This is a genomic window from Pseudomonas sp. NY5710, from assembly GCF_013305665.1.
Lineage (GTDB): Bacteria > Pseudomonadota > Gammaproteobacteria > Pseudomonadales > Pseudomonadaceae > Aquipseudomonas > Aquipseudomonas juntendi.
The window spans coordinates 1,629,875-1,651,969 of sequence record NZ_CP045554.1 but is presented as its reverse complement, the minus strand read 5'-3'; the positions used below and the strand labels follow the sequence as shown (position 1 = coordinate 1,651,969).

Here is a 22,095-nt window from a genome sequence, read left to right as displayed (position 1 = left end):
TAAGCCGTGTTCAATGAATCAGATGCCCCGCAACCGCCAAAGGTGCTGAGCACCCCTTTGGAGATTGCGGCCAACTTGCGGCAACTGCAAGAAAGCCACGACCCGCTGATCATCACTTTCCATGACCGCAGCCACCGCTTCCAGAGCTACGTGACGCACGTGGACCGTGAAAGCAACACCCTGGCGCTGGATGAAATGATCCCCCGTGACGGCGAGAAGTTCATCGAGAGCGGTGAACACTTCCGTGTCGAAGGCTTCCACGACGGCGTGCGTATTGCCTGGGAATGCAACCACGCACTGAAGATCAGCGAAGTCAACGGCCACCGCTGCTACAGCGGCCCCTTGCCACTCGAGATGACCTACCACCAGCGCCGCAATGCCTTCCGCGCCGCGCTAAAGCTGTCGCAACTGGTCGACGTGATCCTTGACGGTACCCACCTCAAAGGCAACGGTGCCCTGCGCGGCAAGCTGCTGGACATCTCCGCCACCGGCTGCAAACTGCGCTTCGAGGGCGATGTCGAAAGCCGCCTGCAACTGGGCCAGGTGTATGAGCGCTTCAAGGCGGGTAACCCGCTGGGCCTGGTCGACACCATGGTCGAGCTGCGCCACCTGCATTATGAAGAGCGCATCAACACCACCTTTGCCGGCGTACGCTTCCACAACCTCAGCGGCCCGGCACAGCGCAAGGTCGAGAGTTTCGTGTACCAGCTGCAGCGTGAGGCGCGGCGGTTCGACAAAGACGACTATTGACCGTCGGCTGGTTGAAGCAGAAACGCCACCTTTCGAGGTGGCGTTTTCGTTTGTGTTTCTCCTGTGCTGGCCCCTTCGCGGGCTTGCCCGCTCCCACAGGGTTCACCGCCAGCCTCGAGGGCTGTGCAGTACCTGTAGGAGCGGGCGAGCCCGCGAAGAGGCCAGCACAGGCTTACACTGACTTGATCGCGTCTTCAGCCTCGGGCGCCTGTTGGTCGGACAACCAGCCCAGCGTCAGCGTAACGCCACCGTTCGAGGTGGCGTTTTCGTTTGTGTTTCTCCTGTGCTGGCCCCTTCGCGGGCTTGCCCGCTCCCACAGGGTGGACTGCCCCCAAGAAGTTGGACACCAATCCAATTTCTTGGGGTGTCCATATGAGCAAGTACTCAGACCAATTCAAGCTTACAGCCGTTCATGCCTACCTGGAGGGTGGTGAAGGTTTCCGAAAAGTAGCCCAGCGACTTGCAGTGGACTTCAGCCTGCTGCGGCGCTGGGTCTCCAGCTTCCAGAAACATGGCCAGTTCAGTCTGCGTAAACCAGGCCAGCGGTACAGTGCGACCTACAAGCGCTCAGTCCTTGAGTACATGCACAAGCATCAGCTTTCCTTGCGCCAGACCGCCGCCCATTTTGGTCTTGGTCAGTCTTCGCAGATAGGCATTTGGGCGCGGCAGTACTACAGTGGAAGTCCGGCTTCGCCTGCTCCCAAGAGAAGAAAACCTGCTGCCATGTCGAAAAAGCCTTACCCCATCAAACCCACAACCTCTGATGACACCGATAAAAGCCGCGACCAGTTGCTGGCTGAGCTTGAATGGCTGCGCATGGAGAACGCTTACCTAAAAAAGCTGGAAGAGTTGAAGAAGCAGGAGCGAAGGCAGCCCAAAAAACCCTGATCGTGTCTGCGCTCAAGGACAGGTTTCCCTTGGCCGCTGTTCTGGAGTTGGCGGATCTGCCGCGCAGTACGTTCTATTACCAGCTTCAAGCGCAGGCCAAACCTGATAAGCATGCTGCTCTGAAGCAGATGATTCAGCGTGTCTATCACGAGGAAAAAGGGCTTTACGGTTACCGGCGCGTTGCGATCGTGATCCGCAATGGCGGGACCTTGGTTAACAAAAAAGTGGTGGAGCGTTTGATGATCGAGCTTGATCTTCGCTCACTCGTGCGGCCGAAAAAATATCGGTCGTACAAGGGAGTCGTCGGCACCATCGCGCCCAACCTGCTGGAGCGAAACTTTATCGCCCAGCGCCCGAATCAGAAGTGGGTGACCGATGTGACCGAGTTCAAAGTGGCTCAGGAAAAAGTCTACCTCTCCCCCGTGATGGACTTGTACAACGCCGAAATTGTGGCCTACGAAGTGGCCAGCAGGCCATGCCTTGGGCTGGTTACCAACATGCTGGGCAAGGCCTTCAAGCGCCTGGGAAACAAGCCGAAACTGGTACTCCACTCGGATCAAGGCTGGCACTACCAACACTCGCAGTACCGCCACAAACTGGCCGAGCAAGGGGTGAAGCAGAGCATGTCACGCAAAGGAAACTGCTTGGATAATGCGGCTATGGAGAGCTTTTTTGGTACGCTTAAGTCCGAATTTTTCTACCCGCAGCGCTTCAAGAGCGTTGAAGAACTGAAATCCGGTCTGGATGAGTACATCCACTACTACAACCATGACCGCATCAAGCTAAAGCTCAATGGCATGAGCCCTGTGAAATACAGGGCTCATGCTGCAGGGGCTGCTAGCTGAAACTGTCCAACTTATTGGGGGCAGTCCAGGGTTCACCGCCAGCCTCGAGGGCAGTGCAGTACCTGTGGGAGCGGGCAAGCCCGCGAAGAGGCCAGCACAGGCTTACACTGACTTGCTCGCTTCTTCAGCCTCGGGCGCCTGTTGCTCAGCCCCCTTCTCTTCCGCCTCGGTATCCTCTGCCGCCACCGGCGCCTGCATTACATCCTGCACGGTCTGCTCATCCACGCGCGGGTCCAGGGCCGCCGACAATGGCGAACCGGCCGCCGGCATCGCCACGTGACCAAGCGGTGCGTCCTGCACCTGGTGCAAGCCGGTAACCGCCTTCGGCCGGATGCGCCACACCAGCACCAGCGCAAAGAACACGAAGAAGGCATACAGCATCTGCGCGCCTAGCACCTTCATCAGCACGCCAGCCGCCAATGGCCCGATACAGGCGCCAACGCCGTAAGTCACCAGCAGCATCGCGGTCAACGACACCCGCCGCTCACTTTCCACGTGGTCGTTGGAAAACGCCACCGCCAGCGGATACAGGCAGAACTGCAACAGCGAAATTACGAAGCCGATGCCGAACAGCAACTCCAGCGGCACGCTGGGCAGTACTGCCAACGGCGCTGCCGCCAGTGCCAGGCCCACCGCCACGCTGCGGATCAGTACCGCACGGTCGTAACGGTCGGACAACCAGCCCAGCGGCCACTGCACCAGCAGGCCGGCAAAGATGCAACTACCCATGAACAGACCGATCTGCTCCGTGCTCATGCCCTGGCTGGAGGCATACAACGGCGCCAGGCCGTAGAACGAACCCACGATCAGCCCCGAGCCGAGCACGGTGCTGAGCGACTGCGGCACGCGCTTGATGAAGAACTTCGGCTCCATCGGGGCCGGGCGCAAGGGTGCCGGGTGAATACGCCGGGTCATGGCCACGGGCACCAGGCACAGGGCAAAGCACATAGCCACCAGCATCAGCAATTCCGGGCCAAGCGCCGGGTGCACCACCAAAATCAGCTGGCCGAGTACCAGGCCCAGGTACGAGGCAATCATGTACCCGCTGAACACCGCGCCGCGGTGCTTCACATCCGCCTGCTCGTTGAGCCAACTCTCGATGACCATGTACTGGCACATCATGCCCAGGCCAACAATCATACGCAGGCCGACCCACGCCGGCAGCCAGTTGGTCAGGCCATGGCCAAGCACCGCCGCGCCAACGATGCCGGCGCAGGTGGCATAAGCGCGTATGTGCCCGACCCGACCGATCAGCCGGTGGCCGACCTTGCCGCCCACTGCCAGGCCAAAGTAGTTGGCCGCCATCAAGGCACCTACCCACAAGCTGTCGACGTGGTCGGCGGCCAGGCGCAGGGCGAGGTAGGTACTGAGCAGACCCGAGCCGATCAACATCATCAGCGCGGCGAAATACAACGACTGAAACGGCTTCCATACATTTCGCATAGGTACCGAGGAGCTCCCTGGTCAGGTGGCGGGCTGCTAGCAGCATAAGGGCAAAACCCGCTCGGCGCAGGCCCCCTTGAGCGATTTGCCGCCATGGCGGCGTGTCCGGTGCAGGTGGTGTCGCGATCAGGCTGGTACTGCCAGCACGCGCTGTTTGGCACGGCTGCTGGCGACCTAGCCTTCGATGAATTCGCAGTTCAACAGTTCCCAAGGCAACGGCGCTGCATGGCTCACTCGCGCAAGGTCATGCCATTGGCTGGCAGCGGCAGGGCGGTTTTATAGCGCACCTGCTTCAGGGCAAAACTCGAGCGAATATTGGCCACACCCGGCAACCGGGTCAGGTAATCGAGAAACCGCTCCAGCGCCTGGATGCTGGGCAGCAGTACCCGCAGCAGGTAGTCAGGGTCACCGGTCATCAGGTAGCACTCCATCACCTCGGGCCGCTCGGCGATTTCTTCCTCGAAGCGATGCAGCGACTGCTCCACCTGTTTCTCCAGGCTGACATGAATGAACACGTTCACATCCAGCCCCAGCACTTCGGGGGACAACAACGTCACCTGCTGCCGGATCACGCCAAGCTCTTCCATGGCCCGCACCCGATTGAAACAGGGCGTGGGCGACAGGTTCACAGAGCGTGCCAGCTCGGCGTTGGTGATGCGGGCGTTCTCCTGCAGACTGTTGAGAATGCCGATATCGGTACGATCGAGTTTGCGCATGAGACAAAATCACCGGTTTTTTTTGGTTATGCGGAATGTTTATCTGCCGCGCACGGCAAAGGCAATCAACTTGAGAGAAAAATTCTCCTGCCGGGCCACTAAGATGTAGGTGACGCTGACCTGCCAGTCACAAGCCGGCACTCAGCGGCGGCCGCTTCAAAGCTCACAAAAACAAATACCCGAGCGAGCGTAAAAAGCATGAACGAGTACGCCCCCCTGCGTTTGCATGTGCCCGAGCCCACCGGCCGGCCAGGCTGCCAGACCGATTTTTCCTACCTGCGCCTGAACGACGCAGGTCAAGCCCGCAAGCCCCCCGTGGATGTCGATGCTGCCGACACCGCCGACCTTTCCTACAGCCTGGTCCGCGTCCTTGACGAGCAAGGTAACGCTCAGGGCCCGTGGGCTGCAGACATCGACCCGCAGGTCCTGCGCCAGGGCATGCGCGCCATGCTCAAGACCCGGGTGTTCGACAGCCGCATGGTGGTTGCCCAGCGCCAGAAGAAGATGTCTTTCTACATGCAGAGCCTGGGCGAGGAAGCCATCGGCAGCGGCCAGGCACTGGCATTGAACCGCACCGACATGTGCTTCCCCACCTACCGCCAGCAAAGCATCCTGATGGCCCGCGACGTGTCACTGGTGGACATGATCTGCCAGTTGCTGTCCAACGAGCGCGATCCGCTCAAGGGCCGCCAGCTGCCGATCATGTACTCGGTACGCGAGGCCGGCTTCTTCACCATCAGCGGCAACCTGGCCACCCAGTTCGTGCAAGCCGTCGGCTGGGCGATGGCCTCGGCGATCAAGGGCGATACCAAGATCGCCTCGGCATGGATCGGCGACGGCGCCACCGCCGAGTCGGACTTCCACACCGCCCTGACCTTCGCTCACGTGTACCGGGCGCCGGTCATTCTCAACGTGGTCAACAACCAGTGGGCCATCTCGACCTTCCAGGCCATTGCCGGTGGCGAATCGACCACCTTTGCCGGCCGTGGCGTGGGCTGCGGCATCGCCTCGCTAAGGGTCGATGGCAACGACTTCGTTGCGGTGTATGCCGCTTCGCGTTGGGCCGCCGAACGCGCGCGCCGTGGCATGGGCCCCAGCCTGATCGAGTGGGTCACCTACCGTGCCGGCCCGCACTCGACCTCTGACGACCCGTCCAAGTACCGCCCCGCCGATGACTGGAGCCACTTCCCGCTGGGTGACCCGATCGCCCGGCTTAAGCAGCACCTGATCAAGATCGGCCACTGGTCCGAAGAAGAACACCAGGCCACCACCGCCGAATTCGAAGCGGCGGTGATCGCCGCGCAGAAAGAGGCCGAGCAATACGGCACCCTGGCCAACGGTCACATCCCGAGCGCTGCCTCGATGTTCGAGGACGTGTACAAGGAAATGCCCGACCACCTGCGCCGCCAACGCCAGGAACTGGGGGTTTGACATGAACGACCACAACAACAGCATCAACCCGGAAACCGCCATGGCCACCACCACCATGACCATGATCCAGGCCCTGCGCTCGGCCATGGATGTCATGCTTGAACGCGACGACAATGTAGTGGTGTACGGCCAGGACGTCGGCTACTTTGGCGGCGTGTTCCGCTGCACCGAGGGCCTGCAGGCCAAGTACGGCAAGTCGCGCGTATTCGACGCGCCGATCTCCGAGAGTGGTATCGTCGGCACCGCGGTAGGCATGGGCGCCTACGGTTTGCGCCCGGTGGTGGAAATCCAGTTTGCCGACTACTTCTACCCTGCCTCCGACCAGATCGTTTCCGAAATGGCCCGCCTGCGTTACCGCTCGGCCGGTGAATTCATCGCCCCGCTGACCCTGCGCATGCCCTGCGGCGGCGGCATTTACGGTGGCCAGACCCACAGCCAGAGCCCAGAAGCCATGTTCACCCAGGTGTGCGGCCTGCGTACGGTCATGCCATCGAACCCGTACGACGCCAAGGGCCTGCTGATCGCCTCGATCGAATGCGACGACCCGGTGATTTTCCTGGAGCCCAAGCGCCTGTACAACGGCCCGTTCGACGGCCACCACGACCGCCCCGTGACACCCTGGTCGAAACACCCGCACAGTGCCGTGCCCGACGGCTACTACAGCGTACCGCTGGACAAGGCCGCCATTGCCCGGCCAGGCAGTGACGTGACCGTGTTGACGTACGGCACCACCGTGTACGTGGCCCAGGTGGCAGCCGAAGAGAGCGGCGTCGATGCCGAAGTGATCGACCTGCGCAGCCTCTGGCCGCTGGACCTCGAGGCCATTGTCGCGTCGGTGAAAAAAACCGGCCGCTGCGTGGTAGTGCACGAGGCCACCCGCACCTGTGGCTTTGGTGCCGAACTGGTGTCGCTGGTGCAGGAGCACTGCTTCCACCACCTGGAGGCGCCAATCGAGCGCGTCACCGGCTGGGACACCCCCTACCCTCACGCACAGGAATGGGCTTACTTCCCTGGGCCTTCGCGGGTAGGTGCGGCACTGAAAAAGGTCATGGAGGTCTGAATGGGCACGCACGTCATCAAGATGCCGGACATTGGCGAAGGCATTGCGCAGGTCGAGTTGGTGGAATGGTTCGTCAAGGTCGGCGACACCATCGCCGAAGACCAGGTGGTGGCCGATGTCATGACCGACAAGGCAACTGTGGAAATCCCTTCGCCGGTCAGTGGCAAAGTATTGGCCTTGGGCGGCCAACCCGGGGAAGTGATGGCGGTCGGCAGCGAGCTGATCCGCATCGAGGTGGAAGGCAGCGGTAACCATGTGGATGTGCCGCAGGCCAAACAGGTGGAAACTGCAGCTTCGCCGGCAGCGCCGCAGGAACCCATGAAGCCGGCCGCCTGCCAGGCACCGGCCAACCACGAAACCGCGCCCATCGTGCCGCGTCAGCCGGGCGACAAGCCGCTGGCTTCGCCCGCCGTGCGCAAGCGCGCCCTGGATGCGGGTATCGAACTTCGCTACGTGCATGGCAGCGGCCCGGCCGGGCGCATTCTGCACGAAGACCTCGACGCCTTCATGAGCAAGCCGCAAAGCAGCACTGGGCAGGCGCCGAATGGCTATGCCAAGCGCACCGACAGCCAGCAGGTGCCGGTGATCGGCCTGCGCCGCAAGATTGCCCAGCGCATGCAGGACGCCAAGCGCCGGGTCGCGCACTTCAGCTACGTGGAAGAAATCGACGTCACGGCCCTCGAAGCCCTGCGCCAGCAACTCAACAGCAAGCACGGCGACAGCCGCGGCAAACTCACCCTGCTGCCGTTCCTGGTGCGTGCGCTGGTGGTGGCGTTGCGTGATTTCCCGCAGATCAACGCGACCTACGACGACGAAGCGCAGGTCATCACCCGCCATGGTGCGGTGCATGTCGGCATCGCCACGCAAGGGGACAACGGGCTGATGGTGCCGGTGCTGCGCCACGCCGAAGCAGGCAGCCTGTGGGCCAACGCCAGCGAGATCACGCGCCTGGCCCATGCCGCGCGCAACAACAAGGCCAACCGCGAAGAACTGTCCGGTTCGACCATCACCCTGACCAGCCTCGGTGCGCTGGGCGGTATCGTCAGCACGCCCGTGGTGAACACGCCGGAGGTGGCGATCGTCGGCGTCAACCGCATGGTCGAGCGGCCGGTGGTGATCGACGGCCAGATCGTCGTGCGCAAGATGATGAACCTGTCCAGCTCGTTCGACCACCGGGTGGTCGATGGCATGGACGCCGCCCTGTTCATCCAGGCCGTGCGTGGCCTGCTCGAACAACCTGCCTGCCTGTTCGTGGAGTGATCATGCAACAAACCCTACAAACCACCTTGCTGATCATCGGCGGCGGCCCTGGCGGCTATGTCGCGGCCATCCGCGCCGGGCAACTGGGCATACCCACGGTGCTGGTCGAGGGCCAGGCGCTGGGCGGTACTTGCCTGAACATCGGCTGCATCCCGTCCAAGGCACTGATCCACGTGGCCGAGCAGTTCCACCAGGCAACCCGCTACACCGAAGCCTCACCGCTGGGCATCAGCGTGGCTTCGCCGCACCTGGACATCGGCCAGAGCGTGGCCTGGAAGGACGGGATCGTCGACCGCCTGACAACCGGGGTCGCCGCCTTGCTGAAAAAACACGGAGTCAAGGTTGTGCATGGCTGGGCCAAGCTGCTCGACGGCAAGCAGGTCGAGGTCGATGGCCAACGTATCCAGTGCGAACACCTGCTACTGGCCACCGGTTCCAGCAGCGTTGAACTGCCGATGCTGCCGCTGGGTGGCGCGGTCATTTCCTCCACCGAAGCGCTGGCACCCAAAGCCCTGCCCCAACACCTGGTGGTGGTGGGCGGTGGTTACATCGGCCTGGAGCTGGGTATCGCCTATCGCAAACTGGGCGCGCGGGTCAGCGTAGTGGAAGCGCGCGAGCGCATTCTGCCGACTTACGACACTGAACTGACGGCACCGGTGGCGGAGTCGCTGAAAAAGCTGGGCATCGCCTTGCACCTGGGCCATACCGTCGAGGGTTACCGAGATGGCTGCCTGCTGGCCAATGATGGCCAGGGTGGGCAGTTGCGCCTGGAGGCTGACCAGGTACTGGTGGCGGTCGGCCGCCGACCACGCACCCGCGGCTTCAACCTGGAATGCCTGGACCTGAAGATGAACGGCGCCGGCATCGCCATCGACGAGCGCTGCCAGACCAGCATGCACAATGTCTGGGCCATCGGTGACGTGGCTGGCGAGCCGATGCTGGCGCACCGGGCCATGGCCCAGGGCGAGATGGTGGCCGAGATCATCGCCGGCAAAACCCGCCGTTTCGAGCCGGCAGCCATTGCCGCCGTGTGCTTCACCGACCCGGAAGTGGTGGTGGTCGGCAAAACCCCGGAGCAGGCCAGCCAGCAGGGCCTGGACTGCATCGTCGCGCAGTTCCCGTTTGCTGCCAATGGCCGGGCCATGAGCCTGGAGTCGAAAAGCGGTTTCGTGCGCGTGGTGGCGCGCCGTGACAACCATCTGATCGTGGGTTGGCAGGCGGTTGGCGTGGCCGTTTCCGAGCTGTCCACGGCGTTTGCCCAGTCGCTGGAGATGGGCGCATGCCTGGAGGATGTGGCCGGCACCATCCATGCCCACCCGACGCTGGGTGAGGCGGTACAGGAAGCGGCACTGCGCGCCTTGGGGCACGCCCTGCATATCTGACACTGAAGCGGCCAAGGCCGATTTGGCCCGCGGCGCCGTGAGGCGCCGCGGGTCTTTTTTTACTCACGGGGCCGGCACAGGCTACTCGGCTATGACGTTCTTGCCATTACCCTTGGCCCGGTACAGCGCCTGGTCCGCCCGCGCCAGCAGCTCAACCTGGTCCTCACCGCCGCGCCGCTGCACCACGCCGTAGCTCATGGTCAACCGGCAGTCGCCTACCGGCTCCAGCTGCTGTACGGCCTGGCGCAGGCGCGTTGCTACGTCCAACGCCTCGCTCAGGGCGGTCTGCGGCAGCACGATGATGAACTCGTCACCCCCCCAACGCGCCAACAGGTCAAAATCACGCAGGCAGCTGCTCAGGTTTTCCGCCACCTGCACCAATGCCCTGTCACCCTGCGCGTGGCCATAGCGGTCATTGATCGGCTTGAAATCATCCATGTCCATGGCAATCAGTGACAACGGCTGGCGAAAGCGCTGAGCGCGCTGACACTCCAGTTGCAGCTCCTTTTCCAGCCGGTAGCGACTGGCGACGCGGGTCAGGGCATCGCGTTCGGCCAGCTCGCGGTTTTCATCCAGCTGGCGCTGCAACTGCTGGTTGACCCAGGACAGTTCGCGGGTTCGTTCGGCAACCAGGCTCTCCAGCGATTGGTTCTTCTGTTGCAGCTGCGCAACCAGGCGCTTGCCAGCGTCAATGTTGCGGTGCGCACCGAGCATGCGTGCCACCGAGCCATCGGCGTTGCGGTCGATGATGTAGCCAGTGTCCTCGATCCACAGGTAACTGCCATCCTGGCAGCGGCAACGGTACTCGATAAGGTAACGCTCGGTGCGCTGCTCGATGTAGGCCTCGAAATGCGCCATCACCCGGGGGTAGTCTTCGGGATGGATCACACTTTCCCAGGTGAATACCGAGTTGGCCTTGGAATGGTTGGCATAGCCCAGCATGGCGTACCAACCGGGGTTGCGATAAACGTAGCCGGTGTTGGCGTTCCAATCCCAGATGCCATCGCTGACCAACTCGAACAAGGTGTGCAACTGCTGCTCACTGAAGCCGGCGGGCACCGGCCTGGTTTCCTGATTCATGCGCTCTCCCTGATGCCCAGCAACTGCGTGCCCATCAAGGGGCTGCCGACATTATGTGTTTGCCGCAGGCGGCAAGATCATGTCTGTCAGTGGCAAGCATAAGCCTGGCGCTGGGAGACCGGAAGAGATCCAACGGCGTCTATTTTTACCGGCCATGGCGGCCTGATCGGCGGCAAGCCTCAGGGCTTTGGAGAGGTAGGCAAACAGAGGGGGAAATGGCGTCCCAGGCAGGAATTGAACTGTTATCCGGGCAGGCAGCCCTCCCCCTCACACAGGCAAAACCAAATAACCTACTGATTCCAAATAGAAAAAAATCGCCATTTCCGCTTCGGCTGAATAGGCGTCCTGCCGCCTATTGGACGCGCGGACGACAAACTGACTCAGGTGCAGAGGATCGCTTACCGACCTATAACGAAGGGGAATCTGTGATAGCAAAGCTCTATAAAGTTTCGGATCATCGATGCCAATGACAGGGGCGGCCCAGCTGAGAGATGAGCTGAGGTAGTTCGGCGAGGCTACGGTTGGCTTCCCGCCATAAAATCCTGGGCGCCGCCGATAGCCCGTTTGCGAACGCAGCCACTCTGCCTGCATCGGGCGCCCGACCCGATTTCGCCTGCAGGTTTCTCCCAGTTCACGCAGGTCATCGTGAATTTTGCGATAGCCGTACACACTGCCACTTCCCAGCCAAGCATGCTTGATCAAGCCAAGTAGCCGTTGAACTTCTTTGGCTCGGGCAGACTGAGGCTCGGCCAGCCAGGCGTAGTAGCCGCTGGGATGTACCTTGAGGGTTTGGCAAAGGCGACGTACCGGGTAATCCGTCGAGTGCTTCTTAATAAAGGCGTACTTCAGCCGCACTCCTTGGCAAAGTACGCGGCGGCCTTCTTTAAGATGTCTCGCTCTTCCGTCACGCGTTTGAGTTCAGCGCGTAGCTTACGCAGCTCGGCCTGCTGATCATCGTCTTGCTGACGCTGTTCTTGGGGCTTGCTGTAGAGCTTGATCCAGGCGTAAAGGCTGCGAACGGACATCCCCAGACGCTGGGCAACATCGGCGACAGGCTTGCCTTTCTCGGTCACTTGCTTGACCGCTTCGTTCTTGAATTCTTCGGGGTAACGCTGACGACTCATAGCACCTCCTATTTGGGCCTCGTTATGAGGTTTGGAGGTGTCTACGAAACCAGCGGCGATTCACTATTGAAGGCCATGCGTAAGGCATACCGATCCATGAGGCCGGTACAGCAGATCATGGTTCTTACCCTGTTGCACCTTTACCGTGGGGGGCGCGACAAAACTTTTCTCATCGGCGGATGCCCAACGAAAATTTCTGCAGTAGAGGCTCTCAAAGCCCTTCGCCAAGATGGCGAGGCATTGAAGGTTTGGGCACACCTCGTAACTCATTACGCGGGGTGGTGATCGCTCCGATCCGATTCTCCAGCCGTCTTCGAGTCCAGGAATGCAACCACAGCCCCTGCGGGGAGACTCGATAGGTATCCCGCCTTCATCACATCACGTAGATCTCGTAGCCGCGCCTCCGCCCGGTAGCGCTCACCGGTGAATCGATCTCTTCGAGCCCGAAGGTTCGATTGCACTAAGCGAGCGACTCATCGTGTCATCCTCACATCAAGCTTGCTGATTCAAATGCTCCTCAGCCTATTGCATTAATGATGGCGGTAAGCCATACAGGCAGATCAGAACACATGGAGGGGTGGGCTATGAAGAAAACTGCGTTTCTCATATTGGTCGCTAGTACGCTGAGCGGTTGCTCTTGGTTTAATCCTTACGATACTTGGGGTGAATCAGGCTATGTCTGGTGCAATGACAGATATCTAGAGCATCGGAATTGGGACGCCCAAACAGAAGACGCTGCTACGAGAGGGTACATGTATGGCCTAGCTGCAGCGCTTACCCTGCAGGGAGATCGATCTGACAAAAGTTCTCGGGCTCACTGGTTTACTGATCCATCGAACCTTCGGCCTCTTGAGCCACCAGGCAAAAAGGATTGGTCGGGGTTCGAAGCTGCAACGTTTGTGCACAAACCCCGCGACTCCAGGCAGCCTGAAGAGATCATCATTGCTTTCACTGGATCAAACGATTTTCGCGATTGGGCGACGAATTTTGACCCGTTCGCGACCAGGCAGTACGACTTGGCGGTGGCATACACCAAGAAGCAGTTGAGTGATCCGCAGGTTCAGGGGAAAAGGGTTGTGTTGACGGGCATATCTCTAGGTGGAGCGCTCGCTGTACACGTCCTGAAGGTTTCGGGGTTAGAACCGTTCATCAGCGAGGTGTGGGCGATCAACCCAAGCCCTAAAATCTACTCAAAACTGGCTGCCAGCGAGTCCATGAAGAAAAAGACTTGGCTTGCTTATTCAAGTGGCGAAGCTCTCAGTGCGCTGAGGTCGCCTTGGTTCAGCTGGCTGCCAACCATGGGCACAATCGAACCAGGCAAAGGTCAGACGGCGGTTTTCGAACTCGTGGACTCTAATGGGATTTACGCGCACTACCGCTGGGGGGCCGCGAGACAGATGCTGTGGATTGCAGACTCCCGCCTATCCAAGGGGCACAAGGATCAATGGACTGAGCCGCTTGAGATCATCGCGCACAGCTGTTTCCGTAGCTGCCTCACCCAAGAAAAGTCTGAGATCCCCATCAGGAAAGAGCTGCAGCCTACAGCTCCGCTTGAGTCAAAATTTTTCCCGCACGCCTATAGCTGTGTACTTGAAGACTAACTCTGTTTGAGCCGGCCGGGATTCTCCCGGCCATTCCAACAAGCCCATATGACTCTGAGGTCAACGTCTTCTCGCAGGAATGGAAAGAGTTTATGACGAAGCGGCTCCCCCCTCCACGCCTCAGTTGATGACCGATCCATCGATAGCCATTATGGATCTGAATGCTACTCCGTAAGCCTCAAATCCCAGCTTCGGCCACTTAGACCTGTAGTCGAGAGAGTCATGATGGTGCCCATGAACAACCATTCGTGCGCCCATTGCCTGGGCGAGCTCATCAATCTCTGAGTAGCCATATGGGTGACAGCTAGGGGCCTCATGGCAGACCAGAATGTCTGATTTCTCCATTGCGAGAGTGAAGTAGTCGTCCGGAAAAATTGCCGAACGCGCGCTCTGCTTTTTGGTGGCTACGATGTCTGCATGCTGCGGCCGGAGAGCTAGGCGCTCGAGAAAGTCCTCATAATTCTGGATGCCGGTATCTGGGCTGCCTGGTAGCCAAACTTGGGACTCGAAGGTGCCACCCAGCCCCGCTATGCGATGACCTGCAACCACCACTACCCGACCATGCAGGCTGCGGCCAGCGAAGCCGCTGCCATGCAGATTGTGCCAGTAGCTCCTTTGATCCGTGTCGTGATTACCATGTATGTACCAGATCTCGGTAAGTCCAAGGATCGGACGCAGGATCGTGTCTAGAGGCAAGCTGCATTCAAGGTCACCTAGGAAGACAACTGCGTCGGGACGATGGACTTTCACGAGTCGAATTACATGATCGAAGTGCCCATGCACGTCGCCGAGAAAGCAAATCATTCCTAAGACCCTGCTGAAAATTTCCGGTTGGTTTGCGATGAACCGCCCTTCAAGTGCGTCCCACCCTTCCCGTGCACACCAATCCGTTCTTGGTGCCGCCAATCCATCACTGCCTGGCCAGCAGCTCGCTTTGGATGATTTCAAAGCTCATCGCAACGACACGAAGCGCCAACTCATAGCCTTTCCAGAGGTTCACCCGATCATCTGGGAGGTCACCGTAGCGCGCAGAGACTTCGGGGTAGATCGCGAGCTCTGCCTCGGTGAAGCCTGGGTCTGGCTTGACCTTAAGCAGCTCCGTCCTCAGCGGTACAAGTCGGTGGCTGAACCGCTTCTGAAGCGTCGCATCCGTATGCCCCAACATTAGGACGAGCACAGCCTTGATGGATATCTCCACAGCTAGACGTGCGTCCTCCAGGGCCTTCGCACTGGGAGGGGAGCTAAGAAGTGCTGCGGTTGCGCTAGTGAGCTGACGGGAGGCCGCCACCACGAACTGGCAAACAGCTGACGGGTTAGCCTCGTCGAGGCGCCTGATGTTCTCTTCCATCACAAAGACGCCATAGGCGTTACTAAAGTGCTGTTCGTAGGCCTCAAGAGATTCAGGGGAGCTGGCCAGACGCTGCACCAGATAAGTTGGTACGTTTCTGAACTGCTCCAGCGGAGAGATCTGCGGACGCCCGTAGACCACAGGCATTACGACCTCGACGAAGGCCATGTCCCAATAGAACGCGGCCCTGCCGAAAGGCTGGCGGACATGTAGCCCATAGGTGGTGTTCCTACTGAACCACTCCCCTATGACTTTGGTTGCCTCCGCGCCGAAGGCCAGGCTTTGCTGAGAATCAATGCACCACCTGCGAAACGCCTCGATCGGGCGACGCTCAGGGATCAATCCCTCCTTGGCCAGCGTCTCGTTGATTCCTTCAAGCCATGACTCTGTTGGCAGCTTTATCCCTGACACAACTAGTCCTCACTCAGATCAAGATGTGAGCGGGATAATCGCACATGCGCTCGTCATCTTGCCTCAATTTTGCACAGGCACTGGTCACCGAAAAGGCAGTTGGAAGCGGTTTCAGCCGTTGAGCGGCACCCAAACGATTTGGGCGCAGCCTTCGGGATCTGCTGCAACCAGCTGCCCTGTAGGCAGGAGTCTGGAGCATGAACGTTCGAGTTTGCCAGATCTATACACACACCAGTGCCAAACCTCTAAACAAGCTGAATCAAGAAAACGAAAAATGTCGCTTTTGAGCTTGATTCTCTGAAACCGGCCCGGAGACTCTTCGAGTACACGTTGACCACAAATGCGTGCCGTGATATCACTTTACCATCGGGCTCGGGGCACGATTTAACTTTCCACTGACTATATGCGGTGGCCACTGCAAGGGTAGCTTTGCCTGATCGTGCTCGGAGTTGACGTTAACGATGGCGCTGGTAGAAGAGAAAATAGCCCCGAGACCCGGTACTACGAATGGATATCGACGAAATTCTCAAGAATTTATTTGCCCCAGGCTTTAGCAGCCTTGATAGTTTCTGCCAGCTTTTAAAGGTTGACCAGAACAAATTACTGTACTTTCTTTACAAAAGGAAGGGCAGCCACTACGTCAGCTTTTCCATTTTGAAGAAAAATAAAACCCATCGATCCATCAAAGCCCCAAAACGGGTGATGAAATCAATTCAGCATGCACTTTTGCCGCACTTGGAAAAGTTTTACTCCCCTAAATCTTCCAGCCATGGCTTCGTCAAGGGCAGGAACGTTAAGACAAATGCCCAGATTCACTCCAGAAAAAGATATGTATTCAACATTGATTTGAAAGATTTTTTCGAAAGCATTCACTTCGGGCGAGTCAGAAACTTATTTATGGCTCATCCATTTAATGCTCCCCACAATGTTGCTACGGTGATGGCACAAATCTGTTGTAGCGATGGAAAATTAGCTCAGGGCGCCCCTACGTCACCGCTGATATCTAACATGATCTGCCGGAAGCTTGACTCACAGCTGCAGGCGCTAGCGAAGTCAGGCAAATGTCATTTCACCAGATATGCTGATGACATCACTTTTTCGTTTACCAGCACCGCAAAACATCTACCGAAGGATATTGTCGAAATTTCCCAAGACGGCAGAGCGATACCTGGGCGTGAGCTGGAAGAAATTATCAAATCCAATGGGTTCATCATAAATCCTGAAAAGACGCGCCTTCAGCACCGAACGCAGCGACAAATGGTAACGGGGCTTGTCGTTAACGATATGCCGAACGTCACCAGAGAGTTTATCCGTTTAACGAGTTCAATGATCAATGCCCTTAAGCGCTACGGGCCTGAGCTAGCAGAGGCCAGATATCTGGAGATCCTTGAGGGCCAGAATCAGCCGCTGCAGCCACGACAAATTCTGCGAACAAAGGACAATGCGGGCGATTTTTATATCAAGGTGGTCAAAGGAAGATTGAATTATATCCAGATGGTTAGAGGGCGAGGGGACAAGATATACCGTCGATTGGCGTACGAGTTCACAGTTGCAATAGGCAAAGAAAATCCTGAATTCAAAAAATCGCCGGAAGAAATTCTAGGAAACTCTATTTTTGTTGTGAAGAACATCATTGAGGAAAGCCAAGGAACAGCCTTCCTTCTGGAGGGTGTCGGCATTGTGACCAACGAACACGTCGTGACCGGTGTATCAAAAACCATCGCTCGTCACGCGATTTCGTTACACCGTGCCGGTGATCCGAAAGAATACACCGCAGAGCTTATCCTTTCGGACAAGAAAGCAGATTTGGCTGTTTTCCATCCCAACGAGGAGTTTCAAAATATCCCTGCCCTGCGAAAATGTGACAAAACTGTTATTCGCCCCACTGATCCGGTTTTATCTATCGGTTTCCCTAAACATCGAGACGGTACGGAACACTACATCGCGAAAGGCCATACTACTCAACGGCGTCGACAGGTTGACCTCGACCTCTGGCTGGTAGATTTTACGCTAATGGAGGGAAATAGCGGTGGCCCTATGTTCAACGACTCAATGAAAGTGATCGGCGTTACAGCTAGGGGCGCTAAAAACAATATCGACGCAGCGCTTTACGGTTTCATACCACTGGAGAGCTTGAATAACTTTACAAAAAGAGCCGACTTTCAGCTTCTAAAAAGGCTGTACGACCATCTGGAGAATGGATCGCTAAACCTCTTGCCCCACATTCTCGGCAAGGGCATTTTTAGCAGCAGCTACCAAACAGAGCACCATAAAGAACTCTTTCAGAAGGCTAAGTCAGCTTGATGGATGACCAGAGCTCGATGGGGCTTTGCCGCGCCGTCAGCGATGGACTACGTAGTTGTATCAATACCCTGTCCCAAATGACCGGGATCTGGTTGCAGGATAGCTGACTGATCAATGGCCAGCCCAGGGCAGGCAGACCTAGCAGCCAAGTACACATCACACCACTCTCTAACACGAATGGTATGATATGCGACCAAGCGCGCCACCCTCATCGCCACCAAGCTGTCCCTATCGCCGACAATTCATCATCGCTCGGCCAGACAAGTGCTGGGGCTCATTCAAGGTGTGAGCTCAGGCTCTGATTTCTTTCTGGATTTTACGCCAGTGAGAGCGGAGCTGTTGACGAATGGTTTTAGAATCCATAATGTCTGCGGCTCTGTACCCGTATGTTATGAAGTTCCGGCGTCCGAGATGTGAATATCCTTTATATATCGATTTGAGAAATAGCTCACGATCCACCTCACCCCTTTCTCTACGAAGAGCATTGATCCGTTCTCTAGACTTCTTGGCTAGCCGAATTTTTACACGCATTTTACGATAGTAGCGTGTCAAAGATGCGGGCCGAAGGTAAATGCGACTCCCATCAAACATGAAACCCAGATACTGTATTGGCTTTTCTGCAGCTAGTTCACCACGGCGATTACGTTTAAACTGCCGGACGTCTGTTTTCTTATGCTGTATTTCAAGCCTAAGCTTTCGTATTTCCTCAACAACAAAATCATGCGCCTTTGTTTCAAATTCGATTGGACAAACCACCATAATGTCATCGCAGTACCGGTAGTACACCGACTCTGTTGCGGCCAAAAAGGCAATCATTTGACGATCAAATTCTAGCATATAGAAGTTGGATATTAGCGCACTAATTGGAGACCCTTGAGGTATACCAAATGCCTCCAGATTCGGGTTGATTAACTCTCCAGCGCGCACAACCTCCCTGAAAGCTTCAGGCATGCACAAGCGATTATTTTCAACGGAGGGATTGTGAATCGAGACACCTAGAGCCTCAAACGCTGCGACCTTGCTAACCCAAGAATATTTCGTTATAGCCTTATAAACGGCAAAATGATCTTTGGGAAGAATTTTCAACCCGAGCAATCTTGCCCAAGCTTTTTTGATAAGGCCATGGTCAAGCTCATCGAAAAAACTCTTAATATCAAAACAAAGTACGCTGCACTCGTCGCGTGATTTGATCTCTTCGAACGCCGCGTGAGCATGGTGGATATTACTTTTGCCATCTACTGAGCGAAACGCTAACACCGAAGTACCCAAGCCGTGCAGTGCAAGCTCCTTTTCATACGCGGCACTTAAAATAGCTGAATAATAAGCATATATATGCGAATCTATATGCGCAGCATAAGAAATATTTCGCCGCTTATTAACCTGAGTAAATATTTTATGCTTAGAATTGTAGCTTATTTTAGTGGAAAGCGCGACATTACGAATAAAAGGATAAAATGAATGCGTACTAACCTTATCAGGATTTGCTACATAATTTAATGCTTTATTCACGCCAACAGGGCGATCAAAATGAAGATATTTCCTGGGCTTATACCACTCGCGGCTATCCATTTCAGCTAATTTATCCATGAAATAAGCCAACCGGTGAGGCTAGGATGGCGGCATTCCCTGGCTACCTCACCGGCTAATCTTAAATGTTCCCCACACTATCCATTCCCGCGTACCGAAACGGTAACGTGAACTAGGCCGCAATTGCTAGGGATGACGTATAATGTCAGGATCACGATAATTGTTTCGCTCGGAGGTGCTCAATGAAGAACAAGTTCCGCTCGTTCGCTCTCAGCCTGTTGGTCGCCTGGGCGACAAATATGGTTGAGATTGACAATCTGTGATTCACCTCGTGATCATATACCACGAGCGCTTGAGAATTTAGCAGAGCCCACCAAGTAAAACAAGCCCAACAATCCTCTATCAACCTTCGGCGAACTGAATCGCCCACACCACTCTAGAGCTCTTAAATCAAGCAGATTTGGCGTCAAAAAGCTGACTAATTTTCCAATTAAACCACGGATAGCACTGACCGATAACCTCAAATCTAAATTGTCATCAGTATTATCTTTGAAAGGTAAAAGCCACGACCTGATGGTTGTCAAGTCAGGCTTGGCAGCATCTAGATGACTGTGGCCTGCTGACTAACCGTGCGGGAGGGCAGATTCCAACTCGTCAGCATTAGGTCGATGTGGACAGACTGAACCTGGGAGAGGGCCTTTACTCCACCACTCTTGGGGCAGACAGACCGCACTGCGTTTAGCGTTCCTTACTAATGGCTGGTCTTGGATGGCCCGCCAAGCGCCTGGAATTGATAGTCGGTGACTGCCTGAAAGCCGTGTTCAGCTAACAGCCGTAGGCGCTCAAGCTCAGCGCCACCGATACAATCGGCTTGGGCTTGGTGATACCTCTTCATAGCCTCCACGGCATCCGACTACATCGGATGATCAGGAGGCAATACGCTGCTGAGATTCTTCTCCACCATGTTCACTCCGAGGGTCTGACTAACGGGCGTTCGGTGTCGATGACTACGCTCGATTATCTTGGAAGTCGCGGGCATGGAGGTCAGCTGGGTACCGGCATTTCAGGTAAACCTCCGTTGCCACCATTACACGCGACGCCGCTGAATCTCGACACAGAGGGAGACCCGCCGTGAGCAATAGGGCAGCACCAAAGGCATCAAGGTGAAATCGAACTCACGAATTCGGAGATCTGCCTCCAGTAGTGAAGCAGCAGATACCCGCTGATTACAACGGCCTCAGGGAACGCGACGTAAGCCACAACGGGGTTCACGAATCTGTCATCGATGCCAAGCACGAGCAACAATCCGAGGCACAGGATGATGCACGATATCAGGACGACAGTGAACACTGTCATAGCCACGCTCACCGCGAATATCAACTCCATGATCGTCCTTAACACCAGGCTTTGCTCCTTGAGATTATGCTATCGCCTGGAGGCAGATCTGGCCGTTACTGCCTCTAGAGAGGATTTTACAGCGGCAGTAGCCCCTGCGGGGATTGGCGAGTGTAGTGGTCAACTCATCCCGGACACGGTTTTGAGTTTTTCTTCTGCTTTCGCTGGAGCTAGTCCATCGTTGAACTGATGAGGCCGGATCCAGTTGTAGTGGCCCATTAGGTATTGGCCAATGTCTCGTTGAGCTTGCTGCCCGGTCAGGTAGCCCGTGGTCGGTATCCACTCTGATTTCAAGCTGCGGAAGACTCGCTCCATCGGTGCATTATCCCAACAGTTGCCTCGGCGGCTCATGCTCTGGCGTATGCGGTAGCGCCACAGTCTCTGGCGGAACTGACGGCTGCCATATTGCGATCCCTGGTCGGAGTGGAACAGTAGTCCTTGAGGCTTTCCACGCTGTTCGTAAGCTACGTCCAGCGCTTTGACGACTAAGTCTGCATCCGGCTTCTCTGATAAGGCCCAGCCCACCACTCTGCGTGCGTAGAGATCCAGTACAACTGCGAGATAGTGCCATTTGCCTTGAGCCCAGACGTAAGTTATGTCTCCACACCAGACCTGATTTGGCGCTTCGACATCAAACGCTCGGTTCAAGGTATTCGGAATATCTGGCCGCTGCACTGTGGCCTTTTTGTACGCATGTGATCCTGGCTGCTTGCTGATCAACGCCAGCTCACGCATCAGGCTGCGTACCTTGAACCGCCCGATTTGCTCACCTTCTTCTTGCATCATTGCCTTGATGGTACGGCTGCCGGGCGCACCTCGACCTCGCGTGAACAACTCATTCACTCGACTGCGCAACCGCAGTCGTTCAACGTCCGGAGTTCGCCTTCTGTGACGATGTGCGTAGTAACTTGAGCGAGTGACTTCAAACACTTCGCACAAACAATCAACGGGCTCATGATCGCTGAGCTGGCGGATCAGCGCGTACGCTCGAGATCTTCCGACATCAAGAGCGCGGTAGCCTTTTTTAGTATCGATTTCTCGCGTTCAAGGCGCGTGATCCGGGCTTCCAACTCTTGGATTTTTTGCTGCTCTGGCGTCAACGCTTTGCTGGCCGGCGTAACGCCGCCGCGCTCCTGCTGAAGCTGATTAACCCATCGGCGCAGTGCCGACTCGACCAAGCCGAGCGAACGGGCCGCTTCGGCATGGCTGTAGCCTTGATCGAGCACCAGGCAGGCAGCTTCGCGCTTGAACTCAGGGGTAAAGGTACGGCGTTGCTTGGTCATCAGACACCTCTCTGTGGCGAGCATTCTCGCCTAAATGGGTGTCCGGGGTTAGTAGACCACTACAGTAAACGCTATTGGAGGCCAAGCATGCGAGCTGAAAAGTTTTTGCGGAAGTAAACCTTGGAACGCCCTCCTAACGCGGCGCAGGATCTAACCCGCACATTCAATCGGCTAATCGTGCGCGCGTGGCTCGCCGGGATAACTCTCGAGAGTACGCGCCTTCATTGTGGTATACCCGACTGGATAA

At 57.0% G+C, this 22,095-nt stretch carries 16 protein-coding genes and 2 pseudogenes; 8 read left to right on the top strand and 10 right to left on the bottom strand.

Going from position 1 to position 22,095, the window contains the following annotated elements; translation table 11 throughout:
- The first annotated feature begins 6 nt into the window (after positions 1-6).
- Both GEV39_RS07515 and GEV39_RS07510 read left to right on the top strand, forming a co-directional pair.
- Positions 7-750 carry a flagellar brake protein gene (locus GEV39_RS07515; protein WP_173888038.1) on the top strand — a complete coding sequence of 248 codons (744 nt, stop codon included), beginning with the start codon at positions 7-9 and terminating at the stop codon, positions 748-750.
- 372 nt (positions 751-1,122) lie between these two features.
- A protein-coding gene (locus GEV39_RS07510) for an IS3 family transposase (RefSeq protein ID WP_238706607.1) occupies positions 1,123-2,483 on the top strand; the annotation gives its coding sequence in 2 pieces (ribosomal slippage) (positions 1,123-1,591 and positions 1,591-2,483; 1,362 coding nt in all).
- A 102-nt stretch (positions 2,484-2,585) separates the two neighbouring features.
- Here GEV39_RS07510 and GEV39_RS07505 read toward each other — a convergent pair.
- Both GEV39_RS07505 and bkdR read right to left on the bottom strand, forming a co-directional pair.
- Positions 2,586-3,926, bottom strand: coding sequence for an MFS transporter (locus GEV39_RS07505; RefSeq protein WP_173888037.1), 1,341 nt, complete (start codon positions 3,924-3,926; stop codon positions 2,586-2,588).
- A gap of 230 nt (positions 3,927-4,156) precedes the next feature.
- Entirely contained in the window at positions 4,157-4,642 is a 486-nt protein-coding gene (bkdR, locus tag GEV39_RS07500) for a Bkd operon transcriptional regulator BkdR (RefSeq protein ID WP_003254485.1), read from the bottom strand.
- Positions 4,643-4,840: 198 nt separating this feature from the next.
- On the opposite strand from bkdR, the gene GEV39_RS07495 reads away from it, so the two are divergent.
- From GEV39_RS07495 to lpdA, 4 genes are read left to right on the top strand one after another with little or no spacing between them, the layout of a single operon-like run.
- Entirely contained in the window at positions 4,841-6,073 is a 1,233-nt protein-coding gene (locus tag GEV39_RS07495; RefSeq protein WP_029887003.1) for a 3-methyl-2-oxobutanoate dehydrogenase (2-methylpropanoyl-transferring) subunit alpha, read from the top strand.
- A gap of 1 nt (position 6,074) precedes the next feature.
- Entirely contained in the window at positions 6,075-7,133 is a 1,059-nt protein-coding gene (locus tag GEV39_RS07490) for an alpha-ketoacid dehydrogenase subunit beta (protein ID WP_173888036.1), read from the top strand.
- A complete protein-coding gene (locus GEV39_RS07485; protein ID WP_173888035.1) occupies positions 7,134-8,393 on the top strand; it encodes a dihydrolipoamide acetyltransferase family protein in 1,260 nt (419 codons plus the stop codon).
- A 2-nt stretch (positions 8,394-8,395) separates the two neighbouring features.
- The gene (lpdA, locus tag GEV39_RS07480) at positions 8,396-9,775 is read left to right on the top strand and encodes a dihydrolipoyl dehydrogenase (protein ID WP_173888034.1); all 1,380 of its coding nucleotides are present in this window, start codon (positions 8,396-8,398) and stop codon (positions 9,773-9,775) included.
- An 81-nt stretch (positions 9,776-9,856) separates the two neighbouring features.
- On the opposite strand, the gene GEV39_RS07475 is transcribed toward lpdA, so the two are convergent.
- Together GEV39_RS07475 and GEV39_RS07470 are read right to left on the bottom strand one after the other, a co-directional pair.
- Entirely contained in the window at positions 9,857-10,855 is a 999-nt protein-coding gene (locus tag GEV39_RS07475; protein ID WP_173888033.1) for a sensor domain-containing diguanylate cyclase, read from the bottom strand.
- 471 nt (positions 10,856-11,326) lie between these two features.
- Positions 11,327-11,979 (bottom strand): annotated as a pseudogene (locus GEV39_RS07470) (IS3 family transposase); the annotation flags it as partial.
- A gap of 584 nt (positions 11,980-12,563) precedes the next feature.
- On the opposite strand from GEV39_RS07470, the gene GEV39_RS07465 reads away from it, so the two are divergent.
- Positions 12,564-13,580 (top strand): Tle-like phospholipase domain-containing protein, encoded by a 1,017-nt coding sequence (locus GEV39_RS07465; RefSeq protein WP_173888032.1) that lies wholly within the window; start codon positions 12,564-12,566, stop codon positions 13,578-13,580.
- A gap of 120 nt (positions 13,581-13,700) precedes the next feature.
- Here GEV39_RS07465 and GEV39_RS07460 read toward each other — a convergent pair whose 3' ends face one another.
- Both GEV39_RS07460 and GEV39_RS07455 read right to left on the bottom strand, forming a co-directional pair.
- On the bottom strand, positions 13,701-14,384 hold the full coding sequence (locus tag GEV39_RS07460; RefSeq protein ID WP_173888031.1) for a metallophosphoesterase family protein: 684 nt from the start codon (positions 14,382-14,384) through the stop codon (positions 13,701-13,703).
- Between the two features lie 106 nt (positions 14,385-14,490).
- Positions 14,491-15,339 (bottom strand): hypothetical protein, encoded by an 849-nt coding sequence (locus GEV39_RS07455; protein WP_173888030.1) that lies wholly within the window; start codon positions 15,337-15,339, stop codon positions 14,491-14,493.
- A gap of 507 nt (positions 15,340-15,846) precedes the next feature.
- Here GEV39_RS07455 and GEV39_RS07450 point away from each other — a divergent pair.
- Positions 15,847-17,643, top strand: a complete 1,797-nt coding sequence (locus GEV39_RS07450) for a reverse transcriptase domain-containing protein (protein ID WP_173888029.1) — start codon at positions 15,847-15,849, stop codon at positions 17,641-17,643.
- Between the two features lie 291 nt (positions 17,644-17,934).
- On the opposite strand, the gene drt2 is transcribed toward GEV39_RS07450, so the two are convergent.
- The 4 genes and pseudogenes from drt2 to GEV39_RS07435 all read right to left on the bottom strand — a co-directional run bounded on the left by drt2 (position 17,935) and on the right by GEV39_RS07435 (position 21,848).
- Positions 17,935-19,230 (bottom strand): antiviral reverse transcriptase Drt2, encoded by a 1,296-nt coding sequence (gene drt2 / locus GEV39_RS07445; protein WP_249414326.1) that lies wholly within the window; start codon positions 19,228-19,230, stop codon positions 17,935-17,937.
- A gap of 691 nt (positions 19,231-19,921) precedes the next feature.
- Positions 19,922-20,134 (bottom strand): annotated as a pseudogene (locus GEV39_RS25995) (hypothetical protein).
- 194 nt (positions 20,135-20,328) lie between these two features.
- Positions 20,329-20,556, bottom strand: a complete 228-nt coding sequence (locus tag GEV39_RS07440) for a hypothetical protein (protein WP_173888028.1) — start codon at positions 20,554-20,556, stop codon at positions 20,329-20,331.
- 129 nt (positions 20,557-20,685) lie between these two features.
- A protein-coding gene (locus tag GEV39_RS07435; RefSeq protein WP_173888027.1) for an IS3 family transposase occupies positions 20,686-21,848 on the bottom strand; the annotation gives its coding sequence in 2 pieces (ribosomal slippage) (positions 20,686-21,593 and positions 21,593-21,848; 1,164 coding nt in all).
- Between the last annotated feature and the right edge of the window lie 247 nt (positions 21,849-22,095).